We start from the raw sequence: 23,623 nt of genomic DNA on the forward strand, positions 1-23,623 counted from the left end.
TCTCTTTTGCCGCGACATGGTTGGCTGCCATCCTCCAAGGAGCCATACCATGACACCTTTGCAGCGCCTCGAAGCGCTCGATCAACAACTCATCGCCCTTGAACAAGGCAAACCCGAACTGGCGGACGAAACGGAACCGGCCGCCATGCGTCAGCGTTTTTTTGGCGACCTGGCCACGTTCTGGAACGGCCCTGTCGAGGCAGGCCACAGCCGCGCCCGGCAACTGCGCCACCTGCGCCATGAGCAACTTCTGGCCGAACTGGAGCTGCGCCTCGCCGACCAGACCCTGGACTACAGCCACATCAGCCTGCTGCGCACCTCCCTGGAACTGCCGCTACCCTGGCAACGCAATCACCTGCCAGATACCCACCGAGCCCAGGTTTATCGTCCGGTATTCAACCGTTCAAGCCCCCATGGTCGGTTGCCGTTACCCGGCGTGCTGGTATTGGTGGCAGAAGCACCGGAAGGGGTCATTGCCGAGCCCGCAACAGCCACAGGCCAGGCACTGCTGTGCAGCATTTCTCATGGCGTTGAAGGTTTCGCCAACCTGGCCGAACTGCATAGGGAGCTGTGCGAGCGCCTGGACGACCCCATGCAAAGCCGGCCAATGCTGCAACTGCTACCACGCCTGCAGGACCAGCAACTGCTCCGGTGTGCCGACCGGCTGCGCTACGAGTGGTTTACCGGGGACCTGGTCGAACAACAGACCACTGACGTGATCGACGCACAGCATCAACGGCTTACCATCGCCTGGCACGCCGCCTGGGCCCTTGACCAGGCCCCGGATCTGCCGGCACTGCAAACCGCCCTCGCCAAACAGCAGTCATTGATCGACCTCATGGGCAGCCAATATGCGTTGTCCACCCGTTATGCGCTGCTGCTGGAAAAACACCTGCCTGCCTGGCTGCGCCAGAGCTCGACACAAAGCCTGACGCACATCATGCAAACGATCCAGGAGCTCGCCGGGGCCATCACACAAGCTGCCGCACCCGGCCTTTTGACCCTGGAGGCATTCGGTAATCGCCACCACCTGCTGGCATGGGTGCGCGAGCGCCTCGGCAAGGCGCTGCGGCGCGAATTCTCCATCGAATTGCCTGCCGAAAAAATCTGCATAACCGTCACGCTTGCACACCGCACCGGCCCATTGCTCAACCCACTGGCACCTTCGGCTTACGTGGCCGTTGCCAACCGTCGCCATGTCGGTGGCACTATTGAACTGGTAACCACTACCTACCGTCTGGACGAGCTGGCCTTGCTGAACATCGGCTGGTTCGACGTCGATTACTGGCTGACGGCACGGGTACACCAGGAAGATGGCTCCGCGCTGGAATCAATATCCCCGGAAGGAGTAAAGCGCCTGGTGCGCGAACTTGACGCCGGCAGCGGCTATCTCCGCTACCTGCGAACACATTTGCTGGAGTCTCCTGGTGCACGCTGGCGCATGCAAAGCCACGGCGACATCAACCGCGCTCGCATGCGCGCCGAGGCGGCCAAGGCCCGCTATGCCAGGCACTTTCTGAACGATACCCACGAGCGGGGCTATCGCTGGGTCAAAGCCGTCACCGACCACCCCGACAACAATTGGCGCCCAACCATCGATGAGCATCGTATCGCGGTACGCCAGCTGATAATCGACGGGCATACGCTGCAAGGGGTGCTACTGCTCAATGCCGAGAGCGACAACCACCCGTCGCTGGTTCTGTATACCCCGGATGCTCCCGACCGGCGCGCATGGCGCGAATTCCCGGATACCCGGGCGCTGCTCAGAACTCTTCGCAACACACCTTCCTTGCGCAAGTACCTGATCCAGCGTGCCCCTCTGGCGGATGGCAATCGGCTCGACAAGTTGGTGCGCAAGGGCCGCCTCGGGCCATATGTGCAAAGGCCGATGATCAACGGCAACCTCTTCGATGCCCTTTACAAGGCTCAGGTCCACGCCATGATCGCCGAGGCCGATACCAACAGCCGCAGTAACCGCGAGCTCCTCGGTGAATACGGGCTGTCGACGCTGCGCCTGGTTCTCGACCTCATCAGCCTCGTGCTGCCGGCCCCGACAATGTCAGCCCTGGCCTTCGGCCGTATGTCGATTGCGCTGTGGGACGGTTTAGAAGCACTGGAAAAGGAGGATTATGCAGCAACCTTCCACCACACCATGGCAGCTTTGAGCCACAGCGCCGACGGGTTGTCCAGTTTCGCTGGCTCGCCCCTCATGCGCAGGGCGATGCGCGGCTTGCCACCGCAACCTCCACGCCCACTGCCGAAAACCCACGAAGCGGCCGTGGACGTGAGCAAACTGCGCTACCGGATCGACGGGGTTCATGGCGAGGAAGTGTACGAACAGATCAACAGCGTGCCAGGTCCGGACCGTTACTTCGTCAAGGACAGCCAAGGGCGGCTGTACAACGTCCACTTCGACGGCTATCGCTGGCGGGTGCTCGACCCCAGGCAGCCGGATGCCTACGCGCAACTGCCGATCAAACGACTGCGCAATGGCAATTGGGTGGTCGATTCCATCGTGCTTTGGCATGACGGGTTGCCTGACATAGCCCGGCTGTTGGAAGAGGTTCGCCTGCAACCACCATTCGAGGGCAAACCGGTGGCTGGGGAAGCCGACCTGCACGACGCCGGGGGGCAACTCTATCTGCAGCTGGGTAACCATCAGTTGCCGGTTCGTCGGCACCTGCTTGCCGGGCATTACCATTTGCTGCTGGCCGAAAAGGCACTGGGCGCAGTTCACGCCTGGGCAGTACTGCGCCAACAGAGCGGCCAGTGGCGCATTCGCGTGCGCCAGCCAGGCCGCAGTAGCGACTGGCTGGCACTGCCGGCGGATTACTCTGCCAACCTGGGCAGCAACCGGTCGAGCCGCTGATGCAAGGCACTGCCACTCGGCCAGTTGCGCAGCAGCCGCGCCCGATCACGGGCGTAGGCCGGGGCGAAGCTGAGCTGGGTGGCATGCTGGCACATGGCATCGAGGTCGATCAGCGACCACTGGCCGTTGTGCCAGAACAGGTTATGGCCCTTGAAGTCGCCGTGGCTGATACGCTCGCGAATCAGCTGCTGCATCACGTGCACCAGGGCATCCACCTGTTCCTCGGGCGCATCGCCGTTATCCACGTAGGGCGCGAAGCATTCGGCCAAGTCCGGGCCATCGACATATTCGGTGACCAGGTAGGCGCGGCTTCGCAACCCCATCACCCGCTGCTCCAGTACCGCGAGCGGACGCGGTGTGGCAATGTCGAGGAATTCCAGGCGGTGGCCTTCGATCCATGAATGCCAGGCCCGGCTCGGGCGCCAGAAGCGCTTGAACCAATGCGCGGTGTTCTTGATGTTGTAGCGCTTGAGCACCAGCATACGGCCGCCAACCTCGATGCGCGCCACGCTGGCGGCGCCTCCAGTCTTGTACAGGTGGCCTTGCTCGATCAATGCATCGGCCTGCTCCAGCACCGGCAGCATGGTTTCGACCTCGTCGCGGCGGACCGCCCGCAAGCCCGAAAGGCTGCGCTCGACACTGAACAGGCTGCATTCGCGGCCAGCCTTTTCCAGGTAATCCTTCTGGCGCCAGCCGCGCACCTTGTCCACTTGCTTCTGCAAGGCTTCCAACGGCAGCGCATGCTCGGCGTTGGCCAACAGGTAGTGCACCAGCAGCTCTTCGATGAACGGTTCCAGGCGTTTGGGCAACTGGGCGAAGAACACCCCGAGGTTTTCCAGCACACGCGGGCGCGACAATTGCTGGCCAGGCGTTTCGGCCTTGATGCCGGCACCATCGATCAGGTACAGCTTGCCGCCGTGGCGCAACAGGTTGTCCAGGTGCAGGTCCTCCTGCCACAGGCCTTGGGCGTGCATGTGCGCCACCGCAGTGAGCGCCTCGCCCAGTACCAGGTGCTGCTCGTCGGCCAGCACCGGCAAGTGTTCCACTGCCGCCCAGGCATCGGCCAGGCTTTCGGCGCCGTCGAGAAACTCGAACAGCAACCAGCCGCCCTCGCCTTCCTTGAGGCCATCGGCCAGCAGCTTCGGCGTAGTCAGGCCCTGCTCGGCCAGCAGCTTCACGCCCTGCAGTTCACGCTGGAAATGCCGGGCAGCGTTACCGCCGACCAGGAGCTTGGCCAGCACCGGAATGCCGCGCCATACCCCGGCGCCCACATAGCGCTGGCCCGGCAGCACGCGCAGCAGACTGAGCAGTTGCAAGTCAGCGCTGCCGGCAGCGTCGGCCAAGGTAATGCTCAGGGGCAGCGACGGGTTGCGCCCGGCCTCTTTCAAATCAGACAAACGCATCAGCGGGCCTCTTTTTCACGACGGCGTTGCGTCAGGCGTTGCAGCCAGGTATCGACCAGCGTGCCATCGTCCGGCTGCGCCAGGTAACTGGCCAGCAAGGTACGGACATCGTGCTCGCTCCAGGCCTGGGCGCGGCGCAGCAGCGGCTCCAGGTCCTTGAGGCGGTCACGCATGCCGAACAGCAGAGGCCGGGTCTTTTCCAGGTCGATCAGTTGCGCATCCCAGCCTTCGCGGCGCTGGCGCAGGAAGATGTGCTTGGGGTAGAAACAGCCATGGACCTGCCCGGCACTGTGCAGGGTACGCGCCAGCTGGCCGCAGGCCTGCAGGATGCCATTGCGTTCAGCATCACCCAGTTGTGCCCAGCGGGCCAGCAGGCTGTCGAGGTCGGCCCATTCGTCCAGGGCGCGTGTCATCAGGATGGCCCGGTGCTGGCCGCCTTGCTTGCGCTCGCCATAGAACACCGCCTGCAAGGCAGGAATGTGCAGCTTCTGGTAGCGGCTGATATTGCGGAATTCACGAGCGAAGGTGGGCTCGCCGAACGGCCGGTGCAGGGTACGGGTCAGGTAGTCGCACTGGCGCTTGAGGTAGTAGCCCTTGCCTTCGAGTTCCAGGCGAAACACGCTGCTCCAGCCGCCACGGCCGGTATTCGGCTCGTCGACGGCATCCAGCTGCAGTGCCCACAGCGCCTCGAAGTCATCCAGGCCATGGCGTTTGAGCAGCGCGAGGTCCGCGCTGGCCAGGTAATCGGTCATTCCCTTCCCTCGAAAAAGCCCACTACCTGGCGAATGCGCTTCTTGTCGCGCTCATTCAGCCGGTCGCGGCCACGGTATTGCAGGTAGAACCGCAGGCGCTGGGTTGCCGACAGCCGGTACTTGGCCACTTTGTCCAGGCACGCCAGGTCCTTGATCATCCGGTGCCGCCACATGAAGCCGCGCCAGAAGTCACCAGTGGGGCAATCGATGAAGAATAGCGTGCCCTGGTCATCGACCAGCAGGTTGCGCCACTTCAGGTCGTTATGGGCGAAGTGGTGCTTGTGCATGACCCGGGTATGGCGCGCCAGTTGGCTGCTGACATGCCCGACCCAGGCGCGGTCGGCCAGGCGCGCATCGTTGCGCTCGGCCAACGCCGACAGGTCTTCGGTACGCGGCAGCTCGCGGGTGATCATCGCGCCCCGGGCAAAGGCCAGGCCATTGCGCTCCAGGCCCCAGGCCACCACTTCGGCAGTGGGGATGCCCCACTTGGCGAACAGCTTCAGGTTCTGCCATTCAGCCTTGATCCGCGGCCGGCCCAGGTAACGGCGCATATGCTTGCCGGCTCCGGTATAGCGCTTGACGTAGTAATTGACCCCGTCACGCATGATGCGCACCACTTCGCTGAGCGGGTCGCGGGTCAGGCGTTCGCCTTGCAGGGCGAATACCGCCTCGAGGCTGCCGAAGTCCGTCGCCAGGTGCTCATAGCCCGGCGCCAGTGTCCAACCCGACATCAGAGTGCATCCCCATAGCGTTGCTTGCGATCGTAGAGTTTCTGCGCCTTGCGCTCCAGCCAGGCGAGCAGCGCGGCCTCATCCTTGAGGATCTGCCGCAGCGGGCGCTGGAAATAACCACGCAGGAAGCGCAGCTTGTCGCGCTGGGTGAGGCCGATGTCCAGCGCCGAGAAGTACAGCGCGGCCAGGTCCTTGTCGCGCCAGCGGCGGCTGATTTTCGCCCGGGTCTGCGCGCGGTGCAGGTCGATAACCGACAATTTGAAGTCATCCGCCGTCACCGGGCGGTCGGTATGCAACAGGAAGTGGCAGATGTAGCAGTCGCGATGGTTGACCCCGGCGCGGTGCATGCCGCCAGTCATCCTGGCCACCTCGGCGATCAGCGCGCGCTTCAGGCGCGGCTCGGGCGGTTGCCTGACCCAGTCGATGCTGAAGTCTTCCAGGCTGATGGTCGGCGCCAGTTCTTCGGTGATGATGAACGAATGCTGCGCGGCCGGGTTGCTGCCACGCTCGCCATAGGCAACCGCGGTCATGGTCGGCACGCCAGCCTGGTGCAAGCGCTGGATGGCTTGCCATTCCTGGCCGGCACCGAGCACCGGCAGCTTGGCGGTAAACAGGTTCTTGAAGATCTCGCCCCAGCCGATGCCGCGGTGGATCTTGACGAAAAAGCCTGCACCAGCGACCTCGGTGCGCAGCGTGCGGCGCCCTTCCAGTTCGCGGTAGACCTCGCCTTGCAGCGCCTCCACCGCATCGAAGGCATCGCGCCCCGCCCACAGGCGCTTGAACGGCTCGGCCAGTATCAGCTTCATGCGGACTCCTGCCCCAGGATCACGTCGGCGGCATGCTGCGGCATGCTGTACAGGTCGGCGGTTTCAGCAAACGCCAGGCCGTTGCGCGACCAGCTGGCACGGGCCGCCTGGTCTTCGAGCATGCGCTGCAGATAGGTATTGAGCTGCTCTTGTTCGAACGGCTCGTCCAGCACCAGGCCGCTGTCGGCCTCGGCAATGTAGTGGGCGTAACCACACACCTTGGACACCAGCACCGGCAGGCCGGCCACCAGCGCTTCGAGCAGCACCGTGCCGGTATTTTCGTTGTACGCCGGGTGGATCAGCAGGTCGGCGCCCAGCAGGAAGCGCGGAATGTCGCTACGCCCCTTGAGGAACTGCACCTGCTCGCCCAGGCCCAGGGTAGCGCTTTGCAGCTGGAACACCTTGGGGTCGTCCTGGCCGATCACCATCAACCTGGTCCGCTTGCGCAGGGCCGACGGCAGTGCGGCCAGGGCCTTGAGGCTGCGGTCCACGCCCTTGGTCTTGAAACCAGAGCCGATCTGTACCAGCAGCAGGTCGTCATCGCCGAGGTTGAACTCCTTGCGGAATTCGGCGCGGATCTCGGCAGCGTTGGCCGGCGCGCGACGGTCCTGGGAAATGCCAGGCGGCAGCAGGTGGAAGCGTTCCACCGGGGTACCGTAGTGCTTGATGAACAGCGGCTGCTGCACTTCGGAAATCATCAGCACTTCGGTATGCGCATCCTTGGCAAACACCGCGCGCTCGTACTCGGCGAAATGCCGGTAGCGGCCCCAGCGGCGGTACAGGCCGCCACGCAGGGTCTGCGCCTTGTCCTCGAAGCAGCCGTCGGCGGCGTAATACACGTCCAGCCCCGGCATCTTGTTGAAGCCGATCAGGCGATCGACCGGGCGCTTGGCCAGATCGGCAGCCATCCAGGCACTGAGTTTCTCGTTGCGGCGGTGGTTGAAAATCGCCTTCACCGGCGCCACCAGCACTTCGAAGCCCGGCGGAATGTCACCCTCCCAGATCAGCGTGTACACACGGATCTGGTGGCCCCGCTTCTGGCACTCCAGGGCAATGCGCATGAAATCGCGCTGCAGCCCGCCGAAGGGGAAATATTTGTACAGCACGAAAGCCAGTTGCATCAACGGACATCCTCAGCCAGCAGCAGCGCGCTCAAGCGGCTCGCCACATGCTCGGGATTCAGGCGAGTGAAGCACAGCGGCCACTCGCGTTTCAGATCGTACCGGCGCAGGTCGTCGGCGCTCGGTTTGTAAGTGCACTTCTTCTGCAGGCAGGGAGCGCATGGCCAGTCACTGGCCTGGTGAATCTGGGTCCGTCCGTAGGCACCGGTCAGCCCCGGGTTGGTCGGGCCGAACAGCGAAATGGTGGGTACATCGAGTGCCGCCGCCAAGTGGCCAAGGCCGGTATCGACGGCCACGCATGCCTTTGCCGCCGCCAATACCCGGGCGACACCGGCCAGGTTCAATCTGGGGAGCACCTGACAGTTGTTCAAGCCCTGGGCAATGCGCTCGGCCCGCGCCTTCTCGGCCGGGTTGCCCCACGGCAGGCGCACTTCCAGCTTGCGCCGGCCCATACGTTCAGCCAGTTCGCGCCAGTAGGCTTCGGGCCAGTGCTTGGTCGCCCACGTAGTGCCATGCAGGAACACCACGTACGGGGCAGCCGGCGGTAGCTGCAGACGGTCAAGGTCGAGGCCGTAGTTGCCAATGCCTTCCGGCAGGTCGTAGGCCAGGGCCATGGCGAACAGCTGGCGTACCCGCTCTACTGCATGCTGGCCGACGGCAATCGACAGGCGTCGATCGTAAAAGCGGCTGGCCCAGCCTTCACGGGCCGAGTAGCGATCCAGGCCGGCGACCGGTGCTTTCACGTAGCGGGTCAGCCAGGCCGACTTGACCAGGCCCTGGGCGTCGATCACCAGGTCGTACTGGCGCTCGCGCACACGCTGCTTGAACGCTTTCCACTCGCCACTCTTGATGGTTTGCCAAAGGTTCTTGCGCCAACGGCGGATGGCCACCGGAATGACCTGGTCAACCGCCGGGTGCCAGCTGGGGATTTCGGCAAAGCCTTCTTCCACCACCCAGTCGAAGCGGATACCCGGAATGGCATGGGCGGCATCGGTAAGCGCCGGCAGGGTATGAATCACATCACCCAGCGACGAGGTCTTGATGATCAGTACCCGCACTTAGTCGACCTCGGCCACGGTATCGATCAGTTCCGGCCCGCTCAGGCTGTGCAGGGCGGCAATGACTTTGCCCGGTTCAAGCAGGCGCAGGCAGTTGTAGTGGCCGAAGCGGCAGGTACGGTCGAAACATGGGCTGCACTCGATGCCGGTGCGCACCACTTCCACGTGCTCGGCCAACGGCGGGGTGAAGCCCGGCGAAGTCGAGCCGTACACCGCCACCAGCGGGCGGTTCAGCGCTGCCGCCACGTGCATCAGGCCAGAGTCGTTGGAGACCACGGCGTCGGCGCAGGACATCAGGTCGATGGCCTCGGCCAGTGAGGTTTCCCCGGCCAGATTGGACGATTCTTCGCGTATGCCCGGGATCAGGCGGTCGCGGATCTGCTCACCGACCGGGTGATCGTTCTTCGAGCCGAACAGCCACACCTGCCAGCCTTGGCGGATCATCGCATCGGCCACGCTGGCATAGTGCTCGGCCGGCCAGCGCTTGGCCTCGCCGAACTCGGCACCGGGGCACAGTGCCAACACCGGGCGGTCCAGCGCCAGGCCGAACTTGGCCAGGGCGGCGTCACGGCTCTGCGCTTCGATCTGCAGGCTTGGGCGCGGATAAGGCTGCGGCAACTCGGCGCCAGGCGCGTAGGCCAGCGCCATGAAGCGCTCGATCATCAGTGGGTAGCGGGCCTTGTCCAGCTTGCGCACGTCGTTGAGCAGGCCGAAGCGCATTTCGCCACGCCAGCCGGTACGTTTGGGAATACCGGCGAAAAACGGCACCAATGCCGACTTCAGCGAATTGGGCAGCAGGATGGCCTGGTCGTACTGGCCGGCCAGCGACTTGCCGATGCGCCGCCGCGTCGCCAGCTCCAGCGCGCCGTGGCCGAGCGGGAAGCTCAAGGCCTGACGCACCTCGGGCATGCGCTCGAGGATCGGCCGGCTCCACTCGGGGGCCAGCACATCGATCACGCAGTCGGGGTGCTGCTGTTTCAGGCACTGGAACAGGGTCTGCGCCATCACCATGTCGCCGACCCAGCTGGGGCCAATGATCAGTATTCTCATGCTTGGTCCAGAAACACTCGGGGAGGCTACAGGCTGCAGTACAGCCTGGCCTCCCCTCTTTATATTCAGGCTATGTGGCGGACAGTGTACCACCGGTGGTGGGGGATGAGCCTTTGGGGCTGCTTTGCGCCGCGATGGGCCGCAAAGCGGCTTAACAATCTCAAGTCAAACCCAATTCACCCCAGACCCGCCGCACCTCGCGGCGTTCATCGGCAAACTGCGCGGCATCGATCACCCCGGCCTGCTTCTGCAGGGCCTGGCGGTGCGAGGCAGAGCGGAACGCCTTGTACACTTCACGCAACAGCACCGCGTCACTGGCCGGCATCAACCCTGCCTGCTCCAGCTCTTCCAGAATGCGGATGTTATCGGTCCATCGCAGCAAGGCCGGATGGTCATGCGACCAGGCCAAGGCGGCGTATTGCACCATAAATTCGATATCGACGATACCGCCGGCATCCTGCTTGATATCGAAGGGCATACCGGGCTCGAACGCGTTGGCCGCCGTGCCGGCAGCGGTGGCCTTGGTGCCGAGGTTGTCGCGCATCTTGGCGCGCATTTCGCTCACTTCGCTGCGCAGTTTTTGCAGGTCGCGAGGCTGGCCCAATACCTTGGCGCGCACGCCTTCGAACGCTGCCCCCACCTGCGGGCAGCCCACCAGTACACGGGCCCGCACCAGGGCCTGGTGCTCCCAGGTCCAGGCTTCGTTCTGCTGGTAGCGCTCGAACGCGCCCAGCGAGCTGACCAGCAGCCCAGCAGCCCCGGACGGGCGCAGGCGCATGTCCACGTCATACAGCTGGCCGGAGTTGGTCTGGGTGGCCAGCAGGTGGATGATGCGCTGGCCCAGGCGGGTGAAGAACTGCGCACCGTCGATCGGCTTGGCGCCATCAGTTTCCGCCTGCGGGTCGCCGTCGTGGATGAACACTAGGTCCAGGTCCGAGCCGTGGCCCAGCTCCAGGCCACCGACCTTGCCGTAACCAATGATGATGAAGCCCGGGTCGCACAGGCTGCCATCGCTGCGCCTGGGCTGGCCATGGCGGGCCACGGTCTGGCGCCAGGCCAGGGCCAGCACCTGGTCGAGGATGGCTTCGGCCAGCCAGGTCAGGTAGTCGCTGACTTTCATCAACGGCAGGTTGCCACTGATCTCCGAGGCAGCCACGCGCAGGCTGTGGGCCAGCTTGAAATGGCGCAGCGCCTCCATTTGCTGCTCCAGGTCGTCCTCGGGGATGCGCGTCAGGCGCTCGCGCAGCTCGCTGGCAAGTTCCGGTGCCAGCGGTGGGCTGTACAGGCGGCCTTCGTTGAGCAGTTCGTCGAGCAGCAGCGGGTAGCGGGCAATCTGCTCGGCGATCCACGGGCTGGCGGCACAGAGGGTCAACAGGCGGCCCAGGGCACCGGGGTTTTCGGTCAGCAGCACCAGGTAGGCAGAACGCCGCGCCACGGCTTCGACCAGCGGCAGCACGCGCTCCAGCACCAGGTCGGGGTCGGCATGTTCGACCGTCTGGGCCAGCAACCGTGGAATAAAGGCATCCAGACGCTCACGGCCAATACGTTGCATCGAGCGCAGTTGTGGGCTCGAACGCAACGCAGCCAGGCGCCGCAGGGCGTCGGCGGGCTGCTTGAAACCGGCCTCTTCCAGCTGGCGGCCGGCAGCCTCTTCATCCTGCGCCTGCTCCCACAGCGGCGACCACTCACCGCCTACCACCAGCTCGCCCTCGCCGTCTTCGTCATCCGGGTCGGCGATCACCTGGCGGAAGTGCCAGTCGATGCGGCCCCGCCAGTACACCAGCTGGTCCTGGAAGCTCTGCCAGTCGGCAAACCCGAGCATGTAGGCCACCCGTGCCTGGTCAGGCTGATTATCCGGCAACATCTGCGTCTGGCGGTCGGCGATGGCCTGGATGGCGTGTTCGGTATACCGCAGGAACTCGTAGCCCTCGCGCAATTCGGTGACCACGGCCGGTGGCAGGTAGCCCTGGCCTTCGAGGGTGGCCAGCACTTTCAGCAATGGTCGTTGCTGCAGGCTGAGGTCGCGGCCACCGTGGATCAGCTGGAACGCCTGGGCGATGAATTCCACCTCGCGAATACCGCCAGCGCCCAGCTTGATGTTGTCGGCCATGCCCTTGCGCCGCACTTCCTGCTGGATCAGTTGCTTCATGGTGCGCAGCGCTTCGATCGCGGAAAAGTCCAGGTAGCGGCGATACACGAACGGTCGCAGCATCTCCTGCAGCTGCGCGCCGGCGGCCTGGTCACCGGCCACCACGCGCGCCTTGATCATCGCGTAGCGCTCCCAGTCGCGCCCCTGGTCCTGGTAATACTGCTCCAGCGCATTGAAGCTGAGCACCAGCGCGCCGGCCGAGCCGTAGGGGCGCAGGCGCATGTCGACGCGGAACACGAAACCGTCCACGGTGACCGGGTCCAGGGCCTTGATCAGGCGCTGGCCCAGGCGGGTGAAGAACTCCTGGTTATCCAGCGAGCGCTTCACCCCTTCGGTTTCGCCACCTTCGGGGAAGGCGAAGATCAGGTCGATGTCCGATGACAGGTTCAACTCCACCGCACCCAGCTTGCCCATGCCCAGCACCACCATATGCTGCGGTTGGCCGCTGCGGTTGCCGATGGGCGTACCGAACTGCTGGCAATGCCGCGGGTACAGCCATTGGTAGGCCTCATCGATGGCGGCGTCGGCCAGGTCGGACAGGTCGCGGCAGGTTTCCCCCAGCGCGGCCTGGCGGGTGATGTCGCGCCAGATGATGCGCAACTGCTGGCGGTTGCGCTCGCGACGCAGGTTGCGCGCCAGCTCGTCCTCGCTGTGCGCCGCCTGGGCGGCTGCGGCCAAGTGCCCGCGCAACTCACCCATGGCGTAGGGCCGGTCCATCTCGCCACTGGCCAGCAGGCCGAACAACATGGCCGGCTCGCGCCGGGCCAGGCCAAGCACGAAGTCGCTGGCAGCGGCTACCTGGTCGAACTGTTGACGGTGCGCCGGGCTCCAGGCCTGCAGGTCGAGTTCGGGATGGTAAGCCACGGCATCGCGAAGGAATTGCTGGTTGCGAGCGACCAGTGGTTGCAGGGTGGCGGGCAGATCGGACGGCAAAGGCAGGCGCATGGTCTATCCTTGATCGGCGTGAAATGGAGGGGAAAAAGCGGCCAAGGGGAAGCTGGACCACGGTTGGACTGTCGTACAAAAGTTGGAAATAGCTGAAACAGCCGTAAAATTGGCAACAACCATCAAGAATTACCCGTTCGCGACACAATGCCAACCAACATGAACGTTTTTCCTCACAAGCCAGCATGCGACGAAACGTCGCACAAATGTAGTTTTACTACTACCCCTGTCATGTAAAAGCATGAAATGCGAAAGCAAATGTAGTAAAACTACACGGCGCCGGAGGACACCCCGGTAATCCAAGAATTCACGACGTCTGCCCATAAGGCCAGTCGCAAACTCAGGCAATCGATTCTGGTTGCCTTTCCGCCCTGGAGCAAGCCATGCAAGACCTCGATCCAATCGAAACCCAGGAATGGCTGGATGCCCTGGAGTCGGTCCTCGACAAAGAAGGCGAAGACCGCGCTCATTATCTGATGACCCGTATGGGCGAGCTGGCCACCCGTAGTGGCTCCCAGCTGCCATACGCGATCACCACGCCATACCGCAACACCATCCCTGTCACCCACGAAGCACGCATGCCTGGCGACCTGTTCATGGAACGCCGCATTCGCTCGATGGTGCGTTGGAACGCCCTGGCCATGGTCATGCGTACCAACCTGAAAGACTCGGACCTGGGCGGACACATCTCCAGCTTCGCCTCCAGCGCCACCCTGTACGACATCGGCTTCAACTACTTCTTCCAGGCTCCGACCGAAGAACATGGCGGCGACCTGATCTTCTTCCAGGGCCACGCTTCGCCAGGCGTCTACGCCCGCGCCTTCATGGAAGGCCGCATCAACGAAGAACAGATGAACAACTTCCGTCAGGAAGTGGACGGCAACGGCCTGTCTTCGTACCCGCACCCTTGGCTGATGCCTGACTTCTGGCAGTTCCCGACCGTATCGATGGGTCTGGGTCCGATCCAGGCCATCTATCAGGCACGTTTCATGAAGTACCTGGAAGCGCGCGGCTTCATCCCGGCCGGCAAGCAGAAGGTCTGGTGCTTCATGGGCGACGGCGAGTGCGACGAGCCGGAATCCCTGGGCGCAATCGCCCTGGCCGGCCGCGAGAAGCTGGACAACCTGATCTTCGTCATCAACTGCAACCTGCAGCGCCTCGACGGCCCGGTTCGCGGCAACGGCAAGATCATCCAGGAACTCGAAGGCGTGTTCCGTGGCGGTGGCTGGAACGTCAACAAGGTCGTCTGGGGCCGTTTCTGGGACCCACTGTTCGCCAAGGACACCAACGGTGCCCTGCAGCGTCGCATGGACGAAGTCATCGACGGCGAGTACCAGAACTACAAGGCCAAGGACGGCGCGTACGTCCGTGAGCACTTCTTCAACACCCCAGAGCTCAAGGCCATGGTCGAAGACCTGTCCGACGATGAGATCTGGAAGCTCAACCGTGGCGGCCACGACCCGTACAAGGTCTACGCGGCGTACCACCAGGCGGTCAACCACAAGGACCAGCCTACCGTCATCCTGGCCAAGACCATCAAGGGTTACGGTACCGGTGCCGGCGAAGCCAAGAACACCGCGCACAACACCAAGAAGGTCGACGTCGACAGCCTGCGCCACTTCCGTGACCGCTTCGACATCCCGGTCAAGGATGCCGACCTGGAGAACCTGCCGTTCTTCAAACCGGAAGAAGGTTCTGCCGAAGCCAAGTACCTGGCCGAGCGCCGTGCTGCCCTGGGCGGTTTCGTGCCACAGCGCCGTGCCAAGAGCTTCAGCGTGCCGACCCCGCCACTGGAAACGCTGAAAGCGATCCTGGACGGCTCGGGCGACCGCGAAATCTCCACCACCATGGCTTTCGTGCGTATTCTGGCGCAGCTGGTCAAGGACAAGGAAATCGGCCAGCGCATCGTCCCGATCATCCCGGACGAAGCCCGTACCTTCGGTATGGAAGGCATGTTCCGCCAGCTGGGCATCTACTCGTCGGTCGGCCAGCTCTACGAGCCGGTCGATAAAGACCAGGTGATGTTCTACCGCGAAGACAAGAAGGGCCAGATTCTCGAGGAAGGCATCAACGAAGCCGGCGCCATGTCGTCGTTCATCGCTGCCGGTACCTCGTACAGCTGCCACAACCAGCCGATGCTGCCGTTCTACATCTTCTACTCGATGTTCGGCTTCCAGCGCATTGGCGACCTGGCCTGGGCCGCTGGCGACAGCCGCACCCGTGGCTTCCTGATCGGCGGCACCGCCGGCCGTACCACCCTCAACGGTGAAGGCCTGCAGCACGAAGACGGTCACAGCCACATGATGGCGGGCACCATCCCGAACTGCCGCACCTACGATCCGACCTACGGCTACGAGCTGGCGGTGATCATCCAGGACGGCATGAAGAAGATGACCGAAGAGCAACAGGACATCTTCTACTACATCACCGTGATGAACGAGTCCTACCAGCAGCCAGCCATGCCGGCCGGTGTCGAGGAAGGCATCATCAAGGGCATGTACCTGCTGGAAGAAGACACTCGCGAAGCCGCGCACCACGTACAGCTGATGGGCTCCGGCACCATCCTGCGCGAAGTCCGCGAAGCGGCGAAGATCCTGCGTGACGAGTTCAACATCGGTGCCGACGTGTGGAGCGTGACCAGCTTCAACGAACTGCGTCGCGACGGCCTGGCAGTGGAACGCGCCAACCGCCTGAAGCCTGGCCAGAAGCCACAGCAGACCTACGTCGAGCAGTGCCTGAACGGCCGCAAAGGCCCGGTCATCGCCTCCACCGACTACATGAAGCTGTTCGCCGAGCAGATCCGCCAGTGGGTGCCGAGCAAAGAGTTCAAGGTCCTGGGTACCGACGGTTACGGTCGCAGCGACAGCCGCAAGAAGCTGCGTCACTTCTTCGAAGTCGACCGCCACTTCGTGGTGCTGGCTGCGCTGGAAGCCCTGGCTGACCGCGGCGAGATCGAACCCAAGGTTGTGGCTGACGCCATCGTCAAGTTCGGCATCGACCCGGACAAGCGCAACCCACTGGACTGCTGAGGAGTATTTTTAAGTGAGCGAACTCATTCGCGTACCTGACATCGGCAGCGGTGAAGGTGAAATCATCGAGCTGTTCGTCAAGGTCGGTGACCGTATCGAGGCTGACCAGAGCCTGCTGACCCTGGAGTCCGACAAGGCCTCCATGGAAATCCCGGCGCCGAAAGCCGGCGTCATCAAGGAACTGAAGGTCAAGCTGGGCGACCGCCTGAAAGAAGGCGACGAGCTGCTGGTTCTGGAAGCCGAGGGCGCCGCTGCTGCGGCCCCCGAGGCGCCTGCCGCTGCTCCGGCGCAAGCTGCTGCACCGGCTCCGGCCGCTGAAGCCGCCCCAGCTCCTGCTCCGGCCGCAGCCCCGGCTGCTGCCAGCGTGCAGGACATCCACGTGCCGGACATCGGTTCGTCGGGCAAGGCCAAGATCATCGAAGTGCTGGTCAAGGTCGGCGACACCGTCGAAGCTGACCAGTCGCTGATCACCCTGGAGTCCGACAAGGCCTCCATGGAGATCCCGTCGCCAGCCGCTGGCGTGGTCGAAGAAGTACTGTGCAAGCTGGAAGACGAAGTCGGCACTGGCGACCTGATCTTCAAGCTCAAGGTTGCTGGCGCAGCGCCTGCTGCTGCTCCGGCCAAGGCTGAGGCGGCTCCGGCAGCTGCACCGGCGGCTGCCGCAGCTGCCCCTGCTGCTGCACCTGCACCTGCACCTGCACCTGCACCTGCTGCTGCACCTACACCTGCACCGGTTGCCACCGCACCGGCTGCCGGCAGCAACGCCAAGGTTCACGCCGGCCCGGCGGTTCGCCAGCTGGCCCGTGAATTCGGTGTCGACCTGGGCGCCGTTGCTGCCACCGGTCCGCACGGCCGCATCCTGAAGGAAGACGTGCAGGTCTACGTCAAGGCGATGATGCAGAAGGCCAAGGAAGCCCCGGCAGCCGCCGGCGCGACCGGCGGCGCCGGCATCCCGCCGATCCCGGCCGTGGACTTCAGCAAGTTCGGTGAAGTGGAAGAAGTGGCCCTGACCCGCCTGATGCAGGTCGGTGCCGCCAACCTGCACCGCAGCTGGCTGAACGTACCGCACGTCACCCAGTTCGACTCCGCCGACATCACCGAGCTGGAAGCCTTCCGCGTGGCGCAGAAGGCCGTGGCCGAGAAGGCTGGCGTGAAGCTGACCGTACTGCCACTGCTGCTCAAGGCCTGCGCCTTCCTGCTCAAGGAACTGCCGGACTTCAACAGCTCGCTGGCGCCAAGCGGCAAGGCCATCATCCGCAAGAAGTACGTGCACATCGGCTTCGCCGTGGACACCCCGGACGGCCTGCTGGTCCCGGTGATCAAGAACGTCGACCAGAAGAGCCTGCTGCAACTGGCTGCCGAAGCGGCTGCGCTGGCTGAAAAAGCCCGCACCAAGAAGCTGTCGGCCGACGAGATGCAGGGCGCCTGCTTCACCATCTCCAGCCTCGGCCACATTGGCGGCACCGGCTTCACGCCGATCGTCAACGCGCCGGAAGTGGCTATCCTGGGCGTCTCCAAGGCGACCATGCAGCCAGTCTGGGATGGCAAGGCCTTCCAGCCCAAGCTGATGCTGCCGCTGTCGCTGTCCTACGATCACCGAGTGATCAACGGCGCTGCCGCCGCGCGCTTCACCAAGCGCCTGGGCGACGTGCTGGGCGATATCCGCACCATGCTGCTGTAAGGCTGCACACTGCCCCTCCCAGCGAGGGGCAGTACCCTTTTCGAGCTGCCACGCTCGTACCTCAACCCCGTCAATTGGCGGGGCTTTTTTTGCCCGCCGATAAACGTCTGGCGAGCTACAGATTCCAGCCCACAAGCCGATAACCCGGACACAGCATCACACATGGCGGCTTGCCAGCCCCCTGGACATGATGCAACCTTGCCAGATCTGCCGCCGCCCAAAGGCCGCGTTCCCTCTTCAAGCGAGTCTTCGATGAAAAGCCAACCCGATGCCGCCAGCCGTGTGGCGGCCGAGGTCGTCACGCAGTTACCCGTGCCCTCGCGGCTCGGCATGCTGCGTTTCGAAAGGCTTAACGAAGCCACTTGGGCCATGCTCTACCTGGATCCGGCCTGCGAACGCCAGTTCGGCCTGCACGCTAGCGACCTGTGCGCGCTGATCGATGCCCCATACGCCAGCCTGATGGAGCCCGAGGTCCGCTACCGGCTGCATGACGACATCCAGTTGCAACTGGCCCAGCGTGGCTACTATCGCGTGCGCTACATCTTGCACACGCCCACGGCATCGCTACGCCTGCTGGAAGTGGGTGAAACCTACAAGCAGCACAATCGCCAGCTGGTGCGCGGTTACCTCAGCGTGCTCGACGACCAGCCAGAAGAGAGTGGCGATGCCGGTTCCAGCGATCTGGAATCGCGCAACAACCGCCTGCAACTGGCCTTGCAGCTGAACCAGCGTGCGCAGCAGGAACAGCTCGAACACCTGGAGCGGGTACGTGGCCAGCAGGACCTGATCCTGCGCCTGGCCCGCCAGCGCTACAGCGGCGGCAACTCGCTGCTGGAAGCTGCGCAACTGATCACCCAGAGCGCCTGTGAAATCTACAAGGTCGACTGTGCCAGCATCTGGCATCTGGACGGCCAGCAACTGCAGCCGATAACTGCCTGGTACCGGGACACGCAAGAGCACCGCCAGCCCGAAGCCATCGATGCCAGCCGCTTCCCCGACTACCTTGACGCGCTGCATGCCAGCCGCGCCATCGACGCCCATAATGCCGGCCACGACCCGCGCACCCGCGCGCTGGCGCAAAGCCTGCGCCCGGCAAACAAGGCCATGCTCGATGCCAGCATTCGCGTCGATGGCCAGGTAGTCGGCGTGCTGTGCCTGGAGCAGACCGGCCAGCCGCGGGCCTGGCAGTCGGACGAAATCGCCTTTGCCGGCGAGCTGGCCGACCAGTTCGCCCAAGTCATCACCAATCACAACCGACGCACCGCGGCCAGTGCCCTGCACCTGTTCCAGCGAGCGGTCGAACAGAGCGCCAGCGCCTTCCTGCTGGTCAACCGCGATGGCGTGGTGGAGTACGTCAACCCCAGCTTCACTGCCATTACCCAGTACAGCACCGAGGAAGTCCAGGGTCACCATCTGGGTGAGCTGCCGGCCCTGGAAAACCTGAGCGAACTGTTGTTCGATTCGCCGTCGAGCCTGGCCATGGGCAACAGCTGGCAGGGCGAGTTCAGAAGCCGGCGCAAGAACCTGGAGCCCTACTGGGGCCAGTTGTCGATCTCCAAGGTATACGGCGACAACCGTGAGCTGACCCACTACATCGGCATCTACGAAGACATCACCCAGACCAAGCTGGCCCAGCAGCGCATCGAACGGCTGGCCTACACCGACAACCTGACCAACCTGGGCAACCGCCCGGCGTTCATCCGCAGCCTCGACGAGTGTTTCGCCCGTGATGGCGAAAACTCCATGTGCCTGCTGCTGGTGGACATCGACAATTTCAAGCGTATCAATGACAGCCTGGGCCACCAGACCGGCGACAAGCTGTTGATCAGCCTGGCCCGGCGCCTGCGCAACAGCCTGCACACCGGCGGCATCCTGGCGCGCTTCGCCAGTAACGAGTTCGCCGTACTGCTCGACGACACCCGTCTCGAAGATGGCCAGGGCGTCGCCATGCAATTGCTGCGGACCCTCGACAAACCGATGTTCGTCGACAACCAGCTGATCAACGTCACCGCTTCGGTAGGCCTTGCCTACGCGCCATTGCACGGTGCAGACCCCGCCAGCCTGATGAAGAACGCCGGCCTGGCGCTGCACAAGGCCAAGGCCAACGGTAAGCACCAGGTGCAGGTGTTTACCGAAGTACTCAATGCCGAAGCCAGCTACAAGCTGTTCGTCGAGAACAACCTGCGCCGCGCCCTGACCCAGAACGAACTGGAGGTGTTCTACCAGCCCAAGCTGTGCCTGCGCAGCGGCCGCCTGCTGGGCCTGGAAGCGCTGCTGCGCTGGAACCACCCCGAACGCGGCATGATCCGCCCGGACCAGTTCATCAGCGTGGCCGAGGAAACCGGCCTGATCATCCCCATCGGCAAATGGGTGGTGCGCCAGTCGTGCCGCATGAGCCAGCAGCTGCGCGAAGCCGGCATGGGTAACCTGCATGTGGCCATCAACCTGTCACCCAAACAGTTCTCCGACCCGGACCTGGTGGCCTCGATCAGCAGTATCCTCAAGGAGGAAGCCCTGCCCCCGCACCTGCTCGAGCTGGAACTGACTGAAGGACTGCTGCTGGAGGCCACCGAAGACACCCACCGCCAGCTGGACGAGTTGAAGGCCTTGGGCCTGACCCTGGCCATGGACGACTTTGGTACCGGCTATTCGTCGCTGAGCTACCTGAAGAAATTCCCCATCGACATCCTCAAGATCGACCGCAGCTTCATCAATGAGATACCGGACAACCAGGATGACATGGAGATTACTTCGGCGGTGGTGGCCATGGCCCATAACCTCAAGCTGAAGGTGGTGGCCGAGGGTATCGAGACGCCGGAGCAACTGGCGTTCCTGCGCCGGCACCGCTGCGACGTTGGCCAGGGTTACCTGTTCGACCGGCCGATCCCGGGGCGCGAGCTGGCCGAACGGCTGAAGCGCTATCCGCGTGGCCCACTGGCCTGACAGCAGCGCCAAGCTCGGGCACACTAGATCCCATTCGGGCCCCATCGCGGATAAATCCGCTCCTGCGCGATCCCCGCAGGAGCGGATTCATCCGCGATGGGGCCAACCCCAATTCAACTGACATACAGAGGAATGGCCATGGTCCTGCGTTCGGAAATCCTGGTGAACAAAAACGTCATGCCCACTGCGGAACAGGCCCTGCCTGGCCGTGAAACGCCAATGAGCCTGCCTGAGTTCCATCACGTGTTCAAAGACACGCCGCTGCTCGGCCCGTTCTTCCAGAACGTCGACTTCGCCATCTTCGGCCTGGGTTGCTTCTGGGGCGCCGAACGCCGCTTCTGGCAGCGTGAAGGTGTGGTCAGCACTGTGGTTGGCTATGCCGGTGGCTTCACCCCGAACCCTACCTACGAAGAAGTCTGCTCGGGCCTGACCGGCCACACTGAAGTAGTGCTGGTGGTGTTCGACAAGGACAAGGTCAGCTACCGCGAGCTACTGGCGATGTTCTGGGAGCTGCACAACCCGACCCAGGGCATGCGTCAGGGCAACGACATCGGCACCCAGTACCGTTCGGCCATCTACTGCACCAGCCCGGAACAGCTGGAGCAGGCCAAGGCCAGCCGCGACGCCTACCAGGCCGAGCTGAGCAAAGCCGGTTTCGGTGAAATCACCACCGAGATCGACCAGGCGCCGACCGTCTATTTCGCCGAGGCCTACCACCAGCAGTACCTGGCCAAGAACCCGGACGGCTACTGCGGTATCGGCGGTACCGGCGTGTGCCTGCCACCCAGCCTGCAGGGTAACTGAGCGTGAGTACGATGACCCTGTTCCATGCACCGCTGTCGCCTTTCGTGCGCAAGGTCATGGTGGTGTTGCACGAAACCGGCCAGCTGGAGCGAGTAAGGCTGCAGCCGGTAAACATCAGCCCGGTGAGCGGCGACCCGCAGCTGAACCTGGACAACCCGATCGGCAAGATCCCCGCCCTGCGCCTGGACGATGGCACCGTGTTGCACGACAGCCGGGTCATCTGTGAATACCTCGACCTGCAGCACGTCGGCCCGCCGCTGCTACCGCGCGAGGGTTCAGCCCGCTGGCGGCGCATGACCTTGGCCTCGCAGGCCGATGCGATCATGGATGCGGCAGTGTCGAGCCGCTATGAAAGCTTCCTGCGGCCTGAGGACAAGCGCTGGGACGGTTGGCTGCAGGCCCAGGGCGAGAAGATCCGCCGTAGCCTGGCTAACCTTGAGCAGGAGCATCTGGCCGAGTTGGCCAGCGGCTTCGATCTCGCGGCGATTGGTGTGGCTTGCGCGCTGGGGTACCTGGATCTGCGTCAGCCCGGGTTTGGCTGGCGCGAGCGCCAGCCTGGCCTGGCGGCGTGGTATGCCGAGGTGGCCAAGCGGCCATCGATGGTCGCTACAGCCCCGACAGCCTGACAGACCAATCGCGGATGAATCCGCTCCTACACGCATTTGTAGGAGCGGATTCATCCGCGATGAGGCCAGCCCAGCATCAGCAGTCAGGCTTGCCGGCGGTGAACTTCTTCGCCGGGTTGACCGCCGCCTTGAATTCGCGCAGCGCCTTGGAGCCCACCAGCAGCGGGTAATTGAAGCTGCTGCGGTCCACCAGGTTCACTTCCACGGTGCGCTTCACATCACCCAGGCACAGCTCCAGGTCCACCACCGGGCGCTTGGAGATTTCCGGCCCATCGCCTTCCTCTTCCTCGTCGGCGCGCCCCTTGATCTTGCTGATGCGCGAGACCTTGTGCTCGTACACCTTGCCGTCCGAGTCCTTGGTCGCCAGGCGGAAACGCACCCACTCGTCGCCATCGCGGGTGAACAGTTCGATGTCCTTGGCCGACAGCGACGCGGTGAAGGCACCGGTGTCCATCTTGGCTTTAAGGGTTTCGCCCAGCTCGGGCAGGGCAATGTTTTCGTAACGACCGTAAAGGGTTGGCTCGGCAGCCATTACTGGCAGGGCCAACAGCGACAACATGGCAAACAGATATTTCACAGGCAGGCTTCCTTGAGAAGTGTCAGTGCTTAGACTGCACTGGCAGGATAGGTTCGCTGTCACAAGCCTAACCAACATAATGTGAAACATTTGTACCCGCCGCCGGGCAGTGGAAATTTGGCGTAGGCCACGGCCCTGCTTATGATTGCCAACCATTTTCATCCCACAACAAGAGTCTCCTTATGCGTCGCCTGCTGACCGGCATCCTCACCACCACCCTGCTGCTGCTCAACACCTTGGTGCTGATCGGCCCACTGCTGGTCTTCGCCCTGCTCAAGCTGGTGCTGCCAGGCCGCGGGCGTGACTATGCCTCGTGGGCGGTAATGTGGGTGGCTGAAACCTGGTCGGAGATCGACAAAGCCATTTTCGCCCTGTGCATTCCTACGCAGTGGGACATACGTGGTGTCGAGAACCTGCGCAGGGACACTTCCTACCTGGCCGTCAGCAACCACCAGACCTGGGTAGACATCCCGGCGCTGATCGAAAGCCTCAATCGCCGCACACCATTCTTCAAGTTCTTCCTCAAGAAGGAGCTGATCTGGGTACCGCTGCTGGGCTTGGCCTGGTGGGGCCTGGACTACCCGTTCATGAAGCGCTACAGCAAGGCGTTTCTGGAAAAGCACCCGGAACTCAAGGGCAAGGACCTGGAAATCACCAAGGCGGCCTGCGAACTGTTCAAGCGTCAGCCGGTGACCGTGGTCAACTACCTCGAAGGCACGCGCTTCAGCGAAGCCAAGCGCCAGGCCCAGCAATCGCCCTACCAGCACCTGCTCAAGCCCAAGGCGGGCGGCGTGGCATTCGTGCTGGCGGCACTGGGCGAACAGCTCGACGCCCTGCTCGACGTCACCATCGTCTACCCCGGCAACCAGGCGCCAGGGTTCTGGGCATTGCTCAATGGCAGCATCAGCCGGGTGATCATCGACATTCGCGTGCGCGAACTGGACCCGGCGCTGTGGGCTGGCGACTACGAGAACGATGTTGAATTCCGCCAGACCGTGCAGGCCTGGGTGAACCGGTTGTGGATAGAGAAGGACCAGCGGATCGAGCAGTTGCGTCGGGAAATGAGCTGAGTGCCTGGT

At 63.6% G+C, this 23,623-nt stretch carries 16 protein-coding genes; 7 read left to right on the forward strand and 9 right to left on the reverse strand.

The genetic code is table 11. From position 1 onward, the window contains the following. Nucleotides 1–49 precede the first annotated feature (49 nt). On the forward strand, nucleotides 50–2,869 hold the full coding sequence (locus HU760_RS23395; RefSeq protein ID WP_186674994.1) for a dermonecrotic toxin domain-containing protein: 2,820 nt from the start codon (nucleotides 50–52) through the stop codon (nucleotides 2,867–2,869). Here the strand turns inward: HU760_RS23395 and HU760_RS23400 are convergent. From HU760_RS23400 to glnE, 8 genes are all read right to left on the reverse strand, one after another. Beyond that, nucleotides 2,830–4,272 carry a lipopolysaccharide kinase InaA family protein gene (locus HU760_RS23400; RefSeq protein ID WP_186674993.1) on the reverse strand — a complete coding sequence of 481 codons (1,443 nt, stop codon included), beginning with the start codon at nucleotides 4,270–4,272 and terminating at the stop codon, nucleotides 2,830–2,832. The two genes, HU760_RS23395 and HU760_RS23400, sit on opposite strands and share 40 nt — an antisense overlap. Then, complete coding sequence (locus HU760_RS23405) at nucleotides 4,272–5,024, reverse strand: lipopolysaccharide kinase InaA family protein (RefSeq protein WP_186674992.1); 753 nt, start codon at nucleotides 5,022–5,024, stop codon at nucleotides 4,272–4,274. The genes HU760_RS23400 and HU760_RS23405 overlap by 1 nt, the downstream gene beginning before the upstream one ends. After that, entirely contained in the window at nucleotides 5,021–5,755 is a 735-nt protein-coding gene (locus tag HU760_RS23410) for a lipopolysaccharide kinase InaA family protein (RefSeq protein WP_186674991.1), read from the reverse strand. The genes HU760_RS23405 and HU760_RS23410 overlap by 4 nt, the downstream gene beginning before the upstream one ends. Further along, entirely contained in the window at nucleotides 5,755–6,561 is an 807-nt protein-coding gene (gene rfaP, locus HU760_RS23415) for a lipopolysaccharide core heptose(I) kinase RfaP (protein ID WP_186674990.1), read from the reverse strand. The genes HU760_RS23410 and rfaP overlap by 1 nt, the downstream gene beginning before the upstream one ends. Beyond that, on the reverse strand, nucleotides 6,558–7,682 hold the full coding sequence (locus HU760_RS23420; RefSeq protein ID WP_186674989.1) for a glycosyltransferase family 4 protein: 1,125 nt from the start codon (nucleotides 7,680–7,682) through the stop codon (nucleotides 6,558–6,560). The genes rfaP and HU760_RS23420 overlap by 4 nt, the downstream gene beginning before the upstream one ends. Continuing rightward, nucleotides 7,682–8,740, reverse strand: coding sequence for a lipopolysaccharide heptosyltransferase I (gene waaC, locus HU760_RS23425; protein ID WP_186674988.1), 1,059 nt, complete (start codon nucleotides 8,738–8,740; stop codon nucleotides 7,682–7,684). The genes HU760_RS23420 and waaC overlap by 1 nt, the downstream gene beginning before the upstream one ends. Continuing rightward, nucleotides 8,741–9,790, reverse strand: coding sequence for a lipopolysaccharide heptosyltransferase II (gene waaF, locus HU760_RS23430; RefSeq protein WP_186674987.1), 1,050 nt, complete (start codon nucleotides 9,788–9,790; stop codon nucleotides 8,741–8,743). Between the two features lie 160 nt (nucleotides 9,791–9,950). After that, nucleotides 9,951–12,884, reverse strand: a complete 2,934-nt coding sequence (gene glnE, locus HU760_RS23435; protein ID WP_186674986.1) for a bifunctional [glutamate--ammonia ligase]-adenylyl-L-tyrosine phosphorylase/[glutamate--ammonia-ligase] adenylyltransferase — start codon at nucleotides 12,882–12,884, stop codon at nucleotides 9,951–9,953. Nucleotides 12,885–13,267: 383 nt separating this feature from the next. On the opposite strand from glnE, the gene aceE reads away from it, so the two are divergent. From aceE to HU760_RS23460, 5 genes are all read left to right on the forward strand, one after another. Beyond that, nucleotides 13,268–15,913, forward strand: a complete 2,646-nt coding sequence (gene aceE, locus HU760_RS23440; RefSeq protein ID WP_186674985.1) for a pyruvate dehydrogenase (acetyl-transferring), homodimeric type — start codon at nucleotides 13,268–13,270, stop codon at nucleotides 15,911–15,913. Between the two features lie 13 nt (nucleotides 15,914–15,926). Beyond that, a complete protein-coding gene (gene aceF / locus HU760_RS23445) occupies nucleotides 15,927–17,594 on the forward strand; it encodes a dihydrolipoyllysine-residue acetyltransferase (RefSeq protein ID WP_186674984.1) in 1,668 nt (555 codons plus the stop codon). 252 nt (nucleotides 17,595–17,846) lie between these two features. Further along, the gene (locus HU760_RS23450) at nucleotides 17,847–20,537 is read left to right on the forward strand and encodes a putative bifunctional diguanylate cyclase/phosphodiesterase (protein WP_186674983.1); all 2,691 of its coding nucleotides are present in this window, start codon (nucleotides 17,847–17,849) and stop codon (nucleotides 20,535–20,537) included. Between the two features lie 138 nt (nucleotides 20,538–20,675). Next, nucleotides 20,676–21,341: a peptide-methionine (S)-S-oxide reductase MsrA gene (msrA, locus tag HU760_RS23455; protein ID WP_186674982.1), complete on the forward strand. Its 666-nt coding sequence runs from the start codon at nucleotides 20,676–20,678 to the stop codon at nucleotides 21,339–21,341. 2 nt (nucleotides 21,342–21,343) lie between these two features. Continuing rightward, a complete protein-coding gene (locus HU760_RS23460; RefSeq protein WP_186674981.1) occupies nucleotides 21,344–21,967 on the forward strand; it encodes a glutathione S-transferase in 624 nt (207 codons plus the stop codon). A 76-nt stretch (nucleotides 21,968–22,043) separates the two neighbouring features. On the opposite strand, the gene rloA2 is transcribed toward HU760_RS23460, so the two are convergent. After that, on the reverse strand, nucleotides 22,044–22,544 hold the full coding sequence (gene rloA2 / locus HU760_RS23465) for a retropepsin-like aspartic peptidase RloA2 (RefSeq protein WP_186674980.1): 501 nt from the start codon (nucleotides 22,542–22,544) through the stop codon (nucleotides 22,044–22,046). 182 nt (nucleotides 22,545–22,726) lie between these two features. Here rloA2 and yihG point away from each other — a divergent pair, with 182 nt between their 5' ends. Then, nucleotides 22,727–23,614 carry a 1-acylglycerol-3-phosphate O-acyltransferase, YihG family gene (yihG, locus tag HU760_RS23470; protein WP_186674979.1) on the forward strand — a complete coding sequence of 296 codons (888 nt, stop codon included), beginning with the start codon at nucleotides 22,727–22,729 and terminating at the stop codon, nucleotides 23,612–23,614. Nucleotides 23,615–23,623 lie beyond the last annotated feature (9 nt).

The sequence above is a fragment of the Pseudomonas oryzicola genome (genome assembly GCF_014269185.2).
GTDB lineage: Bacteria > Pseudomonadota > Gammaproteobacteria > Pseudomonadales > Pseudomonadaceae > Aquipseudomonas > Aquipseudomonas oryzicola.

What these genes read in the sequence shown, in the direction of transcription:
- HU760_RS23395 (WP_186674994.1), top strand. Translation starts at nt 50, where the DNA reads ATGACACCTTTGCAGCGCCTCGAAGCGCTCGATCAACAACTCATCGCC.
- HU760_RS23400 (WP_186674993.1), bottom strand. Translation starts at nt 4,272, where the DNA reads ATGCGTTTGTCTGATTTGAAAGAGGCCGGGCGCAACCCGTCGCTGCCC.
- HU760_RS23405 (WP_186674992.1), bottom strand. Translation starts at nt 5,024, where the DNA reads ATGACCGATTACCTGGCCAGCGCGGACCTCGCGCTGCTCAAACGCCAT.
- HU760_RS23410 (WP_186674991.1), bottom strand. Translation starts at nt 5,755, where the DNA reads ATGTCGGGTTGGACACTGGCGCCGGGCTATGAGCACCTGGCGACGGAC.
- rfaP (WP_186674990.1), bottom strand. Translation starts at nt 6,561, where the DNA reads ATGAAGCTGATACTGGCCGAGCCGTTCAAGCGCCTGTGGGCGGGGCGC.
- HU760_RS23420 (WP_186674989.1), bottom strand. Translation starts at nt 7,682, where the DNA reads ATGCAACTGGCTTTCGTGCTGTACAAATATTTCCCCTTCGGCGGGCTG.
- waaF (WP_186674987.1), bottom strand. Translation starts at nt 9,790, where the DNA reads ATGAGAATACTGATCATTGGCCCCAGCTGGGTCGGCGACATGGTGATG.
- glnE (WP_186674986.1), bottom strand. Translation starts at nt 12,884, where the DNA reads ATGCGCCTGCCTTTGCCGTCCGATCTGCCCGCCACCCTGCAACCACTG.
- aceE (WP_186674985.1), top strand. Translation starts at nt 13,268, where the DNA reads ATGCAAGACCTCGATCCAATCGAAACCCAGGAATGGCTGGATGCCCTG.
- HU760_RS23450 (WP_186674983.1), top strand. Translation starts at nt 17,847, where the DNA reads ATGAAAAGCCAACCCGATGCCGCCAGCCGTGTGGCGGCCGAGGTCGTC.
- msrA (WP_186674982.1), top strand. Translation starts at nt 20,676, where the DNA reads ATGGTCCTGCGTTCGGAAATCCTGGTGAACAAAAACGTCATGCCCACT.
- yihG (WP_186674979.1), top strand. Translation starts at nt 22,727, where the DNA reads ATGCGTCGCCTGCTGACCGGCATCCTCACCACCACCCTGCTGCTGCTC.